Raw genomic sequence first — 14,607 nt, forward strand, 5'->3', positions numbered from 1 at the left:
CGGGGAGCCGGTTTCGCTATCTCAGGGAATGAAGGTCCAGACCACGATGAGCGGTCGCGCGGCGCTCGTTTGGCCGCCCGGGGCAAGCGCGCCGGGTCCGCTGCGCGTCATGTTGAATTCGGTCGGTCGCCCACGACGATAGATCTCGATTCCTACCACGAGATCGGCCGGATAGTCGCGAACGTCTTCGTAGTCGAGCGGCATGCGGTCCATCATCACGTCGCCGCTATGGATGCCGTATCGCGAAAGAAGGTCTTCCAGCTTGTCGCGATGCAGCTTCATGATCTCTGCGCGATCGATGAAGTCACCGGACAATCCCGAGTGCACTCGGTCGAGGTAGCCGACTCGGTTGAGTTTCTTCGATACGCGATCGACCGACATTTCGGTGATCACGACTTTCGAGAGCAGTCGCGACGTCGGGTCCATCGGGAATACGTCACCAATGGCGCCGGTATCGGCCGACACCACGCCTTCGAGCGGCGCGAAGCCGATGCGGCGGATCTGCAGGAGATACTTCCCTTCGAGCAGCCGCCGAACGATGAAGCCGCCGGTGGAATCGCTGACGACCAATCGGGTTCGCGTGCTGTCGATGAAGACCTCGAGCGAATCCCCGCCACGCCGTGTGCGAACGGCGCGGCTGCTGTCGACGAAGAGAAGTCGGACGTCCGCGCTTCCAACGGGTGTGCTGTCGATCGAACTGATGATGTGTCCGAGGAAGCGTCCGGTCGGAACGCGCGCGGTGTCGGGCGTTTGCGCAGCAGTCGATCGAGCGAACACGGCGAGCAGACCACAGAGAACGGCCGCACTACCGAGCAATCGGGCGCGCAACGGCTGACTCCGGAGAGAGGTAGCCACTGTATACAATCGAATGGACGGTTTCGCAACTCGGCCGTTGACAGCCAATGCGTCCGAATAGATGTTCTATCCAGACTCTTAATGGAACATCTCGGATGAGCGCCTCGCGACTTCCTCTCCTCAAAGGCACACTCGACCTGCTCGTGCTCCGCGCCCTCAGCTGGACGCCGATGCACGGCTTCGAAATCGTCTCGTGGCTCGAACGCGCCGGCAATAGCTCGCTCGATCTCGAGGATTCGGCGCTCTATCAGGCTGTGTATCGACTGGAAGAGCGTGGACTGCTCAAGGCCGACTGGGGCGTGACTGCGAACAACCGGCGCGCGCGGTACTACTCGATCACCACACCCGGCCGCGCGCACCTCGCTGCGGAAACGCAGAACTGGATGCAGTACGCCGGAACCGTGACCACCATCCTCACGACTGCGGGCGAACCTCAGCCCGCAACGGCAACACCGTGATTCGCGACGGTATTCGCCGCGCGTTCCGCATCATTGGCGGCGGACGGCGCACGTGGGAGCGCGACGTCGAAGAGGAGATCAAGCTCCACCTCGCACTCCGCGCCGAGCAGCTCGTCGCCAACGGGGCGTCGCCAGACGAGGCGCTCAATGAAGCCGTTCGCCGATTTGGCCCACTCACCGAATCCAAAGCGCGGCTGCTCGACGCTGCGCGCCACCGGGAACAACGAATGCAACGCGCGGAATACATCGCCGATCTTCGCCAGGATCTCGCCTTCGCACTTCGAACGCTGCGACGACAGAAAGGATGGACCGCGATAACGATGCTGACGCTCGCCCTTGGCGTGGGCGCAAGCACGGCGGTGTTCAGCGTCGTGAGCAGCTTGATGCTGCACATGCTTCCCTACCCTGGCGGCAGTCGCCTGGCGTTCGTGTACCAGCAGCCAACGATCGGAAACAACACGGGTATTTTCGTGACGATCACGCCGTCGGCACCGGTGGTTCGAGCGTGGAAGCAGGGTTCGCGCAGCTTCGAAGCGCTCGAAGGATACTCGGGCTCGGAGATGGACATGCGCACGACTGGCAACCCTGCCACGCTGAATGTTGGGCGCATCGAGCCGACCTTTCCGACGTTCGCCGCACAGCGACCAATTCTCGGCCGAATGTTCGACGCGAGCGACGTCGCGGTAGGCGGGCGAGTCGCAATGCTTGGTGAAGGACTGTGGCGCAGTCGCTTCGGCGCCGACGCGAAAGTGATTGGTAAGGCAATCACGCTCAATGATTCGCTGTACACCGTCGTCGGTGTGCTGCCGGCGTCGTTGCAATGGCCGCTGATCGGCAGCCCGGTGCGCGACGTGTGGTTGCCGCTGGATCTTCGCGACGATAAAGCCGGAATGATGGTGATCGGACGAATGCGCCCGGGCGTGAACGCCGAGGGAGCCGCGCGCGAGCTCGACTCGCTGTTCGCCCGCTCGGCCGGGTTCAGCGGGAACACCATTCCCTTCCAAGCGGTCGCGATGCCACCGTCGCGACGACTACCGTATCGCGACTCGCTGGTGATGCTGTCGTTCGCCGTGGGATTGGTCCTGCTCATCGCCTGCGCGAATGTTGCGCATTTGCTCATGGCGCGTTCCTCGAGCCGTCGTCGCGAGCTCGCGATCCGCGCGGCGTTGGGAGCAGGGCGCGGGCGTGTATTCCGACAACTGCTTACCGAGAGCGTGCTGCTCGCCGTCACAGGCACAGCGATTGGAGTGCTTGTCGGATGGCTGGGACTGAAAACGCTCGTCGCACTTCGCCCACCGTCGCTATCAACGCTCGAGCGCGCGCATCTCGACGGCACGACGCTCGCCATCGCAGCAATCGTCGCTGTCGTTACGGGAATCGCGTTTGGACTGCTTGGCGCAGTGCAGTCGGGCCGTCATTCTGCGAACGAGTCGCTCAAGTCGGGCAACACGCGCGTCGCCGGTGGACGGTCGCGCACGCGCACGTTGCTCGTCGTGAGCGAGATGGCGCTATCGGCAACACTCGTTGTTGGCGCGACCATGCTCGTGCGGAGCGTCATCAATCTTCAAAACGCAGACCTCGGCTTTCAGGCAAAGGGGCTGTACACACTCAACCTGTCCGGAGCAAAGCAGCGCTACGGAAACGCCGCGGCCAAGGGTGATCTACTGCGCACCGTCGCGACGCGATTGGCGTCGATGCCCGGCGTGAAGTCTGTCGCCCTCGCATCCACACCTCCATCGTGGCGGTCGTTCAGCGTCGGTCGTTTGGAAATCGAGGGCGAGACACCGTCCACCAAGGACGCCACGTCGTTCAACGACGTGAACCAGATCGGGAGCGGGTACTTCTCGACGATGGGTATTCGACTCGTGCAGGGCACGACGTTCACCGACACCTCGGCGGGCGCGAATCAGGTGATCATCAACGCCGGTTTTGCAAGAAAGCACTGGGGCACGGCGTCGGCTGTTGGGCACAAACTCCGTGTCGTCCAGAAGCAGAGTTCAGCTCCCTGGTTGACGATCGTCGGCGTCGCGGAAAATGCAGCCACATCGGGGCCGATGAGCGAATCGTCGTCGCCGTACCTGTACACTGCCGCAGCGGACAGCAACGCCAGCGCGATCCTGCTGCGAACGGAAGGCACAGCGAATCCACTCACACCAGTGCAATCGCTCGTTCACTCGATCGATGCTCAACTCACGCCGGAAGTGCTGAGTGTCGAACATTCAATCGCGCAGTCGATCGCCGCACCGCGCTTCGTGATGTTGCTGCTCACCGTGTTTACCGTACTCGCGTTGGCACTCGCGGCGATCGGGCTGTACGGCGTGATGGCATATGCTGTCGCAGAAAAGACGCGCGAGATCGGAATTCGCGTGGCACTCGGCGCAACACGTGGTCGCATCGCGCGCACCGTGATCGTGGGTGGAGTCGTGGTCGCGATCGTTGGCGCGATCATCGGAATCGCCACCGCGGCATGGGGAACAAAGTTGATCGAGAGTCAGCTGTACGGGGTTGCACGCTCCGACTTCGTGTCGTTCATCGCAGCCGTGGTCGTGCTGCTCGGTGCCGCGGTGGTGGCGTGCATCGTCCCGACTCGTCGCGCACTCGCCGTCGATCCGATGACTGCCATTCGCGCCGACTAGCGATCGAACATCACGGGTTCGGCTATCTTCATTCGATTGGCTCTCGCACCACTCGAATGAAGGTCCGCTCCAGATGCTGCGGGAGCGGCCGGTCACCCCGAGGTTGATCGCGTGATTCGTGTTTCTGGTCTGTGGTTCTATCCGCTCAAATCTGCCGCCGGGATCGAGATCGACGCGATGGAGCTCGACGACCTCGGCCCACGCTTCGACCGACGGTGGATGTTGATCGATGCCGACGGTCGTTTCATCTCGCAGCGCGAGCGTCACCGATTGGCACTCGTGACGACCGAGGTGGTCGATGGCCGTCTTGCGGTGCGTGCACCGCATCAGTCCAGATATGTCGTGCCAAACGTCGATCCGAGCGCCGAGCGAATCACGGCGACGATTTGGGACGACGAAGTCGAGGTCGTGCCCGTGGGCGCTGAAAGCGATGCGTGGTTCAGCGACGTTCTCGAAGCGCCGTGCCGCGTCGTCTATTTTCCCGACGACTCAGTGCGCATCGCCGATCGCACCTTCAATCCAGACGGCCGCCAGGTGGGTCTGGCCGACGGCTTTCCGCTGCTCGTCATCGGTGAGTCGTCGATCGCCGAGTTGAATGGGCGCATCGTTGCACGCGGAGGAACGGCGCTGCCGATGAATCGGTTCCGCCCGAACGTGGTCGTCGAGGGCAGCGCACCATGGGCAGAAGATTCGTGGCGAACGATTCAGGTCGGCGGAGAGTCCGGCGTTCGGCTTTCGATTGTGAAGCCGTGCGCGCGCTGCGCTATCCCGACGATCGATCAGACGACGGCGGCGCGAGGAAAGGAACCACTCGCGACGCTCGCCACCTACCGACGAGGACCGGATGGCTCGGTTTTCGTCGGACAAAACGCGATACACGATCGACCCGGAAAGATCCGGGTCGGCGATGAGGTGGCGGTGCTCAGCGCACCACCACTCTAGGCCGGAACCACCTCGGCGTGCGCGGACAGTGTGAGCGTCCGCGATGAATTCTCGCCAACGACGCGCGACACGAACTCATCAAGCAACACCGAGTTCGGCTTTTGCTCCTTGCCCGCGCCGCGCACGTTCACCGCGACCGTGCCGAGCTCCGCTTCGCGCCTTCCGACGACGAGCATGTACGGCACCTTCATGCGTGCGCCTTCGGCAACGCGGTACTTGAGTGTTTCGGATCGCGCGTCGAGATGTACGCGCACGTTCGCATCGTGCAGACGCTTGGTAACCTGCTCGGCGTATTCACGATAGTCATCGGTAATCGGCAGCACGCGGACCTGCTCTGGTGCGAGCCACACCGGAAACGCGCCGGCAAAGTGCTCGATCAGAATCGCGATGAAGCGCTCGAGCGACCCACTCACCGCGCGGTGAATAATTACGGGACGGTGCGCGCTGTTGTCCTCGCCGACATAAGTGAGGTCGAAGCGCTCAGGATTGCTGTAATCGAGCTGAATGGTGCCGAGCTGCCACGGACGTCCGATCGAATCGGTTACGTCGAAGTCGATCTTAGGTCCGTAAAACGCGCCGTCGCCCTCTTTCAGCTCGTACTCCATGCCGGTCGACTCGAGCGCAGCGCGCAGCGCCGACTCGGCGCCTTCCCACATCTCGTCGGTGCCGATGCGGACTTCGGGGCGCGTCGCAAATTTCAGCTTTGCCGTGAGGCCGAACGACTGGTAGTACTCGAGGATGAACTTGACGAGGAAATGCACCTCGTCCTTGATCTGATCCTCGCGCAGGAAAACGTGACAGTCGTCCTGCTGAAACTGACGCACACGCGTGAGCCCAGACAGCGCGCCTGTCACCTCGTTGCGATGCAACACGTCGAACGTGACGTAGCGAAGCGGCAGTTCGCGGTATGAATGCTTCTTCGATTGATACAGCAGGTAGTGCGACGGACAGTTCATGGGCTTGAGCGAGAAGTCGTGCTCACCCGTCTCGTTGTCGAGGACGAGAAACATGTTCTCCTTGTACTTGCCCCAATGCCCAGAGATTTCCCACAGCGCCTTGTTGTAGAGGAGCGGTGTTTTGATCTCGTGAAAGTCGTCGCGCTGACGCTCGCGAATGAAGTCGTTGAGCGCGTTGAAGAGCACCGTCCCCCGCTCCGTCCAGAACACGGCGCCGGGTGCGAACGGATGCATCATGAACAGGTCGAGCTGCTTGCCGACCACGCGGTGGTCGCGCTTCTTCGCCTCTTCGATGCGGAGCAGGTACGCGTCCAGCTCTTCTTTCTTGAAGAAGGCTGTCCCGTAGATGCGCTGCAGCATCTGACGCTTCGAGTCGCCGCGCCAATAGGCGCCGGCGGTGTGCGTCAGCTTGAAGTGCTTGAGCCGAGAAGTGTCGGGCACGTGCGGGCCGCGACACAGATCGATGAACGGACCGTCCGTGTACGTCGAAATGATCTCGTCCTCGCCGAGTTCGGAGAGGCGTTCGAGCTTGAGCGGATCGTCGACGAAACGCTTCTGCGCTTCGGCGCGACTCACTTCTTCGCGGACGAACGGATACTTCTCGGCCGCGACTCGCCGCATCTCGTTCTCGAAGGCGGTGAGGTCTTCGGGCGTGAAGGGCTGTTCGACCTCGAAGTCGTAGTAGAAGCCGTCATCGATCGACGGACCGAACCCGATCTTTGCTTCGGGACGCAAACGTCGAACGGCGGTCGCGAGAACGTGGGCTGCGGAATGCCGCAGCACGTCCAGCGATCGACCGTCGCGGTCGGTGAGGACCCGAAAGCTTCCGCCCGATCGGAGCGGAGTAACCAGGTCCTGAATGGTGCCGTTGATTTCCACTGCAACGGCGGCCTGCAGTAACCGTTCGCCGATCGATCGGACGACGTCGGACGGCAGGGTTCCCGGCGCCACGGTGCGCTCGGATCCGTCGGGGAGCGTCAGCGTGAGCGTCGCTTCAGATGGACGGTCAATCATGTCTTGTAGGTGGCCTTTTTCTTGCACCGCGAGCGAAGGCGACACTCGCGCGCTGGATCAGCGTAACTTATCATTCTGCAACAACCTCCGCCACAGGGCTCACCCGCTATGTCACCGTTCCGTTATCGCGACGAAGAGTCGTCATCCACCGGTACGGTCCTTGGAATTCTCGCTGGAGCCGTGGCCGGCTTCGCGGTTGGAATGTTCGTCGCGCAGCGCGTCGGAGGTCTCGACGGTCTGACGTCGAAGCTTCGCCGCCGCGGCGCGCGACCGGCCGACGACACGCTTCGCGGCGCCCATGCGGCCGACGAGGATGTGGAAGAATTCGAGGACATCGAGGAAGACGAATTCGAAGGTGAAGACTACGACGAGTCGCTCGAGGAGCGTGTGCTCGAAGCGTTCCGCAACGACCCGATTCTCTCCGAACGCGCAGTGGACATTGGGTCAATCGGCGACGGCGTCATCGAGTTGGCCGGTTGGGTCGAGGACGAGGGCGAGTCGAAGCACGCGGTGACCATCGCGCGCGGCGTACCGGGCGTGGATACGGTCGTGAATCGCATTGCGATCGGCGACGAAGAACGTCGCTTCGAGGAAGCTGCGCAGCGCGTCCGCGACGGCGACCCGTCGTTGACCGAGACCGGCTGGCAGGGTGGCACCGTCGGAACGGGTCGCCGGCGTCAGGGTACGTCGGACGAAGCCGATCGTCATGCCGACCCGCGCGTCCCCCTCGAGAATCGGTGGCAGAGCGCCGACGAGGCCATTCGCAACGCAGCCGACGACATCGACGGAACCGCCGAACGTCGGACGCGTAGCAAGAGCGTCTTGCGCGGTGATCGCGCGAGCGGCGGACCCGTCGCACCAACTGGCGTACCAAAAGCAGACCACGTCGCGAACCCGCTCGACGCCGAAATCTGATCGGCGTCACTTCCGCAAAAGACACGGGCCGCGAATACTCGCGGCCCGTTTTTTCTTTTTTTGCTATCTTTCTCGACTATGACAGACCTGCCCGATCGTTTCGACTTCGCTGCGACGGAATCCGAGATCTACCAAGCGTGGATGGATGCTGGGTGCTTCAACGCGCACACCGAAGCCTCCGTCCATGTCGGCGGAGCGCGCGAGCCCTACACGATCGTCATGCCGCCACCAAACGTGACGGCAATCCTGCACGTCGGGCACGGCCTGAACAACTCGATTCAGGACGTGATCATTCGCTGGGCGCGCATGCGTGGCGCGGAAGCACTGTGGGTGCCCGGCACCGACCACGCCGGAATCGCCACGCAGAACGTCGTCGAAAAGATCGTCGCATCTGAAGGCAAGACGCGCTTCGATCTCGGTCGAGAAGCGTTCGTAAAACGCACCGAAGCGTTCGTCGAGGAAACCGGCGGCGTGATTCTCCAGCAGCTGCGCGCCATCGGCGCGTCGGCCGACTGGACACGCACAGCGTACACCCTGTCGCCCGAGTTGTCGGTGGCGGTGCGCGAAGCATTCGTGCGCCTGTACGAGCGCGGACTGGTGTATCGCGGACATCGTGTAATTCACTGGTGTCCCCGCTGTCTCACGTCATTGAGCGATGAGGAAGCGGAGTTCCAGGACGAGACGGGCAAGCTGTACCACATTGCCTATCCGGTGGATGGCAATCCGTCGCGCACGGTCGTGGTGGCAACGACGCGCCCTGAAACGATGCTCGGCGACGTGGCGGTGGCGGTGAATCCGGAAGACGATCGGTATCGCGATCTCGTGGGCAAGTTCGTGCGCCTACCGATCGTGGATCGACCGATTCCGGTAATCGCCGACGCCTACGCCGATCCCGCCTTCGGCACCGGCGTGGTGAAGATCACGCCCGCGCACGACGCGAACGACTTCGAAGTGGGTCGTCGCCACTCGCTGCCTATGCCGGTGGTGATCGACGAGCACGGCATGATGGCCGAGGGAGAAGACGCTAGTGGTCGCGTGCCGTCGTCGATCGCTGGGCTCGACCGATTCCAAGCTCGCGACGCGATCGTCAAGCTGCTCGGCGAATCAGGCGCGCTACAGAAAGTGGAAGTGCATCAACACGCGGTGCGCCATTGCTACCGGTGTGACACGGTGGTCGAGCCGCGTCTTTCTGATCAATGGTTCGTGAAGATGGAGCCGCTCGCCCGCCCTGCCCTTCAGGGCGTGCGCGACGGCACCATTCGCGTGCTGCCCGAACGCTGGGAAGCCGTGTACGTGAATTGGCTCACCAACATTCGCGACTGGAACATCTCGCGCCAGTTGTGGTGGGGACATCGCGTGCCGGTGTGGTACTGCGACGCGTGTGAGTCACCGAACAACATCATCGTGAGCCGCGATGACGTGACCGAGTGTCCGCATTGCGGCGGCGCGGTGCGTCAGGACGAGGACGTGCTCGACACGTGGTTCTCGTCGTGGCTCTGGCCGATTTCCACGCTCGGCTGGCCGAACGAACAGTCGCCCGACCTCGCAGCGTTCTATCCGACTGACACGCTCGTGACCGCCCCGGAGATTCTGTTCTTCTGGGTGGCGCGCATGATCATGGCCGGATACGAGTTCATGGGACGCGCGCCGTACCATACGGTGTATCTGCATGGCACCGCGCGCGACACCCAGCATCGCAAGATGTCGAAGTCCCTCGGCAACGGCATCGATCCGATGGACGTGGTGAAGCTGTATGGTGCCGACGCGCTGCGCTGGACGCTCATTGCGGGCATGGGCATGGGCGCCGACGTGATTCTCGATCCGAGCGATATCGATAAATCGTTCGCGACAGGCCGCAACTTCGGCACGAAGCTGTGGAACATCGGGCGCTTTCTGCTCGACAAGGTGGGCACGGAACCAGTCAAGGCCGTCGACGCCCTCGATCGGTCGTCGCTGACGCTCGCCGATCAGTGGATTCTGTCGCGGCTCGACGCGGCGATCGACGAGTGTGATCGTGCGCTTGGTCCGCTCTGGCCAACGGAGCCGCACGCATCGCCCGATGAGCGCGCGTGGCGCGAGAGCGAGCGATTCGCCGGACTCCGGCTCAACGAATACGCCGAGTCGGCACGACGCTTCGTGTGGAACGAACTGGCGGATTGGTATTTGGAATCTGTGAAGGCGCGTCTCGACGCCCCGGGGGCAGATCGCGAGGTGGCGCGCGCGGTGCTCGTGCACGCGTTCGACAGTGCACTGCGGCTGTTGCATCCGGTGGTGCCATTCGTGACCGAGGCGCTCTGGCAGAAGCTGCCCACGCACCAGGATGGAGAATTTCTGGCGCGGGCATCGTGGCCCACGCGTCGTGACGCCGGACCATCGGCCGCCGCGCAGGACTTCGAACTGGTGCGCGAGGCGATTCTTGCCGTGCGCCAGGCTCGCGCCGACAATGGTGTGGCGCCCGGAAAACCAATCGAAGTGCAGATTCGACCGGCGACTTCGGATCAGAATCGCCTTCGCGGCGTATTCGAGAGTGAGGGTCCGACCGTTGGGCGACTGACGCGGTCGGACGTGCGCGTCGTTGACGAGGCGCCGGCAGGTGCGGCGGCGCATGCGGTCATCAGCGGCGGAACGGAGATCATCATTCCGCTCGCTGGGCTGATCGACATCGACAAGGAGTGCGCACGACTCCGCGGCGAGGTGGCCGAGCTGGAAAAGCAGATCGTGTCGAGAGAAGGACGTCTGAACAATCCGAAATACGTCGAACGCGCCCCGGAACAAGTGGTGGCGAATGACCGAGCGATTTTGAACGAGATGAAGTCCAAGCGGGAACAACTCGTCGAGAAGGTCCGGTCGCTGTGCGGCGCTTAGCCGCCGGCGGCCTCGCGCTGTTCGCAGCGCTCGTCTCGGGCTGCGCGTCAGCGGGAGCACCGCCGGGCGGACCGGAGGACCATTCACCACCGAAGATCGTCGCGATCTCGCCCGATTCGGGCGAGACGAACGTGAAGGTGCGGTCGGTCCAGTTTTCGTTCGACGAAGTTGTGAGCGACCGGCCGGCCAGCGCCGCGGGCGGCCTCGACGGGATTTTTCTCATCTCTCCGCGAAACGGCGCGGCGCAGGTTTCGTGGCGCCGCAGCAAAATCACCGTGCGGCCGCGAAATGGGTTCCGACCCAACACGGCGTACCGCGTCACGATGCTCCCTGGGCTGGTCGATCTTCGCGGCAACATTCGCAAAGAAACAACGACCATTCTTTTCTCCACGGGCGCAGGCTTCCCACCGTTTGCCATTCGCGGAACGCTGTTCGACTGGGCCGCACAACGCGGCGTCAACGGTGCGTACGTCGAAGCCATCTCGCAGAAAGACACGTCGCTCGTGTACATCACGGCAACAGACAGTGTCGGAGTCTTCGACGTCGGTCCGATGGAAGCGGGCACCTACCTCGTGCGCGGGCTGATCGATCAGAACGCCAATCGCGCGGTCGATCGCGGCGAGAAGTGGGACACCCTTCGCGTCGAGATCTCAACGGTGAGCAAGAGCATCGAGCTCGATGCAATCGAACGCGATTCGATGCCGCCGAACATCGACAACGTCATGATGATCGATAGCGTCACGCTGCGCGTGACCTTCGACAAGCCAATCGATCCGGCGATGCCGCTCCAACCAGCGATCGTCACGCTTCAGCGCGCGGATTCGTCGCAGCTCGACGTCACGCGCGTCGAATGGCAGGCGGCCTACGACCGCACGAAAGCTGCCGCCGATTCGCTCCGTCGCGCCGACTCGACTCGAGCTCGCGCGCGAGCCGACTCCATTCGCGCCGACTCGGCGCGGGCGCGCGGAGACACGACTCAGCGCCGGCCAGCAGCCACCGTCCCGCCGCCGCCGACACCGAGCCCGACGCGTGGGGCTCCGCCGCCGCCCAAGCCAAGAAGCCCGCCGCCCGATCGAGGTTTCATCATCACGCTTTCACCCACGACGCCCGTACATCCGAATTCGGCATATCGGATCACGACGCGCGGGGTTCGAAATCTCGTGGGGAACGCACAAACGGTGTCGCGGCAGTTCACGACGCCGAAACCTCCGCCACCGCCTGATTCCACCGCAAAACGCACCCCGGCCGATTCTACACGTCGACCGCCCGGCGCAGCTCCGCCTCCCGCTCGTCCACCGCGATAGTCGAATGACCGATCAACGACGCGCGCTCCCGAGCGTGAGTTCGCTCCTCGAGAGCCGCGCCGTGCAACCGCTGCTTGCGCAAGCGCCGCGCGCGGTAGTCGTAGATGCGATCCGGCGGGCGATCGAACAAGCACGCGCTTCATCGATCGTTCCGCCGCTCGACGAAGCCGCATGGGCCGACGCGGTCGGACGCCTCGTCCAGGCAACAACGCAGTCGTCGCTTCGGCGTGTCATCAACGGTACCGGCGTGGTGCTGCACACCAACCTGGGGCGCGCTCCCCTCGCCCAGGTTGCCGTCGACGCCGTGACCAGAGTTGCGTCGGGATTCACGAATCTCGAATACGACATCGAACAGGGCGAACGCGGTTCGCGGTACGTGCATTGCGCGGCGTTGCTTCGTGAATTGACCGGTGCCGACGATGCGCTCGTCGTGAACAACTGCGCGGCGGCGCTCGTCCTCGTGCTCAACACGTTCTCGAACGGCCGCGAGGCACTCGTGTCGCGCGGCGAACTCATCGAGATCGGTGGAAGCTTTCGGATTCCCGATATCATGGCCAAGAGCGGCGCGCGGCTCGTGGAAGTCGGGACGACGAACCGCACGCACCTCGACGACTACCGCCATGCCTTGAGCGCGGACACCGGCGTCGTGGTCAAGGTGCATCGAAGCAACTTTGCGGTGTCCGGGTTTGTCGCCGAGGCATCGCCGGCTGAAATCGGAGCGCTCGCTACAGAGCGACGAATCCCGTCGCTGCACGATCTCGGCAGCGGGCTAATGGTACCGCTCGACGAGTTTGGCCTGCGCGGCGAACCTACTGCGCCCGATGCGGTTCGCGCGGGGGGAACGCTCGGACTCGTCACCATGAGCGGCGATAAACTGCTTGGCGGTCCGCAAGCTGGCATCATCCTCGGCGCACGCGACGCCATCGACCGAATCAAGAAAAACCCACTCACGCGATCATATCGCGTCGACAAGCTCACGCTCGCCGCACTCGAAGCGACGCTGGCACTGTACCGAGAACCCGCGCGCGCCATTCGAGAAATCCCGGCGCTCGCGCAACTCACTGTTGGCCTCGAGCCACTCCGTTCGAGAGCAGAGCAGATTCGCGCTCGATTGAATTCCGATGCGGTAGAGATCGTCGACAGCGACGCAAGCGTCGGCGGTGGCGCGTTTCCCACTGCGCGCATTCCGTCTGTCGCACTGGCTATCGCAGGAGATGCGACTGGCATCGAGAAGCGCCTTCGCGCTGGCGCCACTCCCGTGATCGGCCGCGTTGCCAACAATCGCGTGATCGTCGATCTGCGAACGATCTTTCCATCCGAGGACGAAGAGTTGATGAACGCACTTCGCGTGGCTATGCAATGAGCGGACGCCCCGCAGCATTTCTCGATCGCGATGGGACGATCATTCGCGATGCGGCCTACGTGCGCGATCCGCGCGACGTCGAGCTGTTGCCTGGCGCGGCGGACGCCGTTCGCCGGCTCAATGCGCGCGACATTCCGGTCATCGTCGTGACCAACCAGTCGGGGATCGCGCGGGGCTACCTCGGTCCCGACGACTACGAGCTCGTTCGCCAGCGTCTCGACGAACTGCTCCACGCGAGCGGCGCGCGAATCGACGCCACGTACATGTGCCCGCACTACCCCGACATTACCGGCCCGTGCGACTGCCGAAAGCCGGGGCTCGAGCTGTATCGTCGCGCCATCGCCGACCACGATCTCGACCCAGCGCGATCGCTGTTCACAGGCGATCGCTGGCGCGATGTCGTGCCCGGAACCGCCCTTGGCGGAATGGCGATCTTACTCGACGTCGACTCTACCCCGGACGAGGACAAGCGCCGAGCGCAAGACGCCTCCGCCATGACGGCAGCGTCGGTCGGAGAAGCGGTCGATCGATTTCTCGCAACGCTTCCCGCGTCGGACCAGCGGCAATAGACTCCGCGCAATGAGATCTCGTATCGCGGTGCTCGCGTCCGGCGGTGGCTCCAACCTTCAGGCGATCCTCGACTATTTCGACCAGTGTGGCGAGCGCCGAGGCGGTGACGTCGTCGTGGTGGCGAGCGATCGCGCGGACGCGGGCGCGCTCGAGCGGGCAATGCGCCGCGACATCGCGCTCAGCGCCCTCGCGACCAAGGCGAATCCGGACGGCGCATCAATGGAAGCGCTTCTCGACGAGCACCGCGTCGATCTCATCGTGCTCGCGGGCTACCTGCGGCTCATTCCTGAGATCATCGTACAGCGGTTCGAAGGACGGATCATCAACGTGCACCCCGCGCTGCTTCCGTCGTTCGGCGGACCAGGCATGTACGGACAGCGCGTGCATCGCGCGGTCATCGAATCCGGCGTGCGTGTCACGGGCGTCACCGTCCATTTCGTGGATCGTGAGTATGATCGCGGACGAATCATTGCGCAGTGGCCGGTACCTGTATTCCCGAGCGACGACGCCGGCACACTCGCATCGCGCGTCCTTCGCGTCGAACATCTGCTCTTTCCGCGCGTGGTCGATGCCGTTGCCGCGGGGCGAATCACGCTGGCCAACTGCATGGAATCGACGACGGACGCGATTGTCGATGCGCGTCCGTCGTTCACGCTGTTACCGCATGAGGAATCTCGTCTCGCCGAGAATATCGACCTCACCTTGGGTTTCTGAGCTCCAACCGCCACG

At 63.4% G+C, this 14,607-nt stretch carries 11 protein-coding genes; 9 read left to right on the top strand and 2 right to left on the bottom strand.

Going from position 1 to position 14,607, the window contains the following annotated elements; translation table 11 throughout:
• Window positions 1–21: 21 nt before the first annotated feature.
• Window positions 22–855, bottom strand: a complete 834-nt coding sequence (locus AC6H4Z_RS15310) for a peptidase associated/transthyretin-like domain-containing protein (RefSeq protein WP_497542826.1) — start codon at window positions 853–855, stop codon at window positions 22–24.
• A gap of 95 nt (window positions 856–950) precedes the next feature.
• On the opposite strand from AC6H4Z_RS15310, the gene AC6H4Z_RS15315 reads away from it, so the two are divergent.
• The 3 genes from AC6H4Z_RS15315 to AC6H4Z_RS15325 all read left to right on the top strand — a co-directional run bounded on the left by AC6H4Z_RS15315 (window position 951) and on the right by AC6H4Z_RS15325 (window position 4,891).
• On the top strand, window positions 951–1,313 hold the full coding sequence (locus tag AC6H4Z_RS15315; RefSeq protein ID WP_497542827.1) for a PadR family transcriptional regulator: 363 nt from the start codon (window positions 951–953) through the stop codon (window positions 1,311–1,313).
• Window positions 1,310–3,949, top strand: a complete 2,640-nt coding sequence (locus tag AC6H4Z_RS15320; RefSeq protein ID WP_497542828.1) for an ABC transporter permease — start codon at window positions 1,310–1,312, stop codon at window positions 3,947–3,949. Before AC6H4Z_RS15315 ends, AC6H4Z_RS15320 begins: the two co-directional genes overlap by 4 nt.
• A 111-nt stretch (window positions 3,950–4,060) precedes the next feature.
• Window positions 4,061–4,891, top strand: coding sequence for an MOSC domain-containing protein (locus AC6H4Z_RS15325; protein ID WP_497542829.1), 831 nt, complete (start codon window positions 4,061–4,063; stop codon window positions 4,889–4,891).
• Here AC6H4Z_RS15325 and thrS read toward each other — a convergent pair.
• Entirely contained in the window at window positions 4,888–6,861 is a 1,974-nt protein-coding gene (gene thrS / locus AC6H4Z_RS15330; RefSeq protein WP_497542830.1) for a threonine--tRNA ligase, read from the bottom strand. The genes AC6H4Z_RS15325 and thrS overlap by 4 nt on opposite strands.
• 108 nt (window positions 6,862–6,969) lie before the next feature.
• Between thrS and AC6H4Z_RS15335 the strand changes: the two genes are divergently transcribed.
• From AC6H4Z_RS15335 to purN, 6 genes are all read left to right on the top strand, one after another.
• A complete protein-coding gene (locus AC6H4Z_RS15335) occupies window positions 6,970–7,776 on the top strand; it encodes a BON domain-containing protein (RefSeq protein WP_497542831.1) in 807 nt (268 codons plus the stop codon).
• A gap of 78 nt (window positions 7,777–7,854) precedes the next feature.
• Window positions 7,855–10,641, top strand: coding sequence for a valine--tRNA ligase (locus AC6H4Z_RS15340; RefSeq protein ID WP_497542832.1), 2,787 nt, complete (start codon window positions 7,855–7,857; stop codon window positions 10,639–10,641).
• Window positions 10,629–11,945 (top strand): Ig-like domain-containing domain, encoded by a 1,317-nt coding sequence (locus AC6H4Z_RS15345; RefSeq protein ID WP_497542833.1) that lies wholly within the window; start codon window positions 10,629–10,631, stop codon window positions 11,943–11,945. Before AC6H4Z_RS15340 ends, AC6H4Z_RS15345 begins: the two co-directional genes overlap by 13 nt.
• Window positions 11,946–11,949: 4 nt before the next feature.
• Complete coding sequence (selA, locus tag AC6H4Z_RS15350; protein ID WP_497542834.1) at window positions 11,950–13,308, top strand: L-seryl-tRNA(Sec) selenium transferase; 1,359 nt, start codon at window positions 11,950–11,952, stop codon at window positions 13,306–13,308.
• On the top strand, window positions 13,305–13,877 hold the full coding sequence (locus AC6H4Z_RS15355) for a D-glycero-alpha-D-manno-heptose-1,7-bisphosphate 7-phosphatase (protein ID WP_497542835.1): 573 nt from the start codon (window positions 13,305–13,307) through the stop codon (window positions 13,875–13,877). The genes selA and AC6H4Z_RS15355 overlap by 4 nt, the downstream gene beginning before the upstream one ends.
• Before the next feature lie 10 nt (window positions 13,878–13,887).
• A complete protein-coding gene (gene purN / locus AC6H4Z_RS15360) occupies window positions 13,888–14,592 on the top strand; it encodes a phosphoribosylglycinamide formyltransferase (RefSeq protein WP_497542836.1) in 705 nt (234 codons plus the stop codon).
• Window positions 14,593–14,607: the final 15 nt, after the last annotated feature.

This window comes from Leucogemmata humicola (genome assembly GCF_055379415.1).

Excerpts from the sequence above, each read along its gene's own strand:
- AC6H4Z_RS15315 (WP_497542827.1), top strand. The coding sequence starts at position 951 with ATGAGCGCCTCGCGACTTCCTCTCCTCAAAGGCACACTCGACCTGCTC.
- thrS (WP_497542830.1), bottom strand. The coding sequence starts at position 6,861 with ATGATTGACCGTCCATCTGAAGCGACGCTCACGCTGACGCTCCCCGAC.
- AC6H4Z_RS15335 (WP_497542831.1), top strand. The coding sequence starts at position 6,970 with ATGTCACCGTTCCGTTATCGCGACGAAGAGTCGTCATCCACCGGTACG.
- AC6H4Z_RS15340 (WP_497542832.1), top strand. The coding sequence starts at position 7,855 with ATGACAGACCTGCCCGATCGTTTCGACTTCGCTGCGACGGAATCCGAG.
- selA (WP_497542834.1), top strand. The coding sequence starts at position 11,950 with ATGACCGATCAACGACGCGCGCTCCCGAGCGTGAGTTCGCTCCTCGAG.
- AC6H4Z_RS15355 (WP_497542835.1), top strand. The coding sequence starts at position 13,305 with ATGAGCGGACGCCCCGCAGCATTTCTCGATCGCGATGGGACGATCATT.
- purN (WP_497542836.1), top strand. The coding sequence starts at position 13,888 with ATGAGATCTCGTATCGCGGTGCTCGCGTCCGGCGGTGGCTCCAACCTT.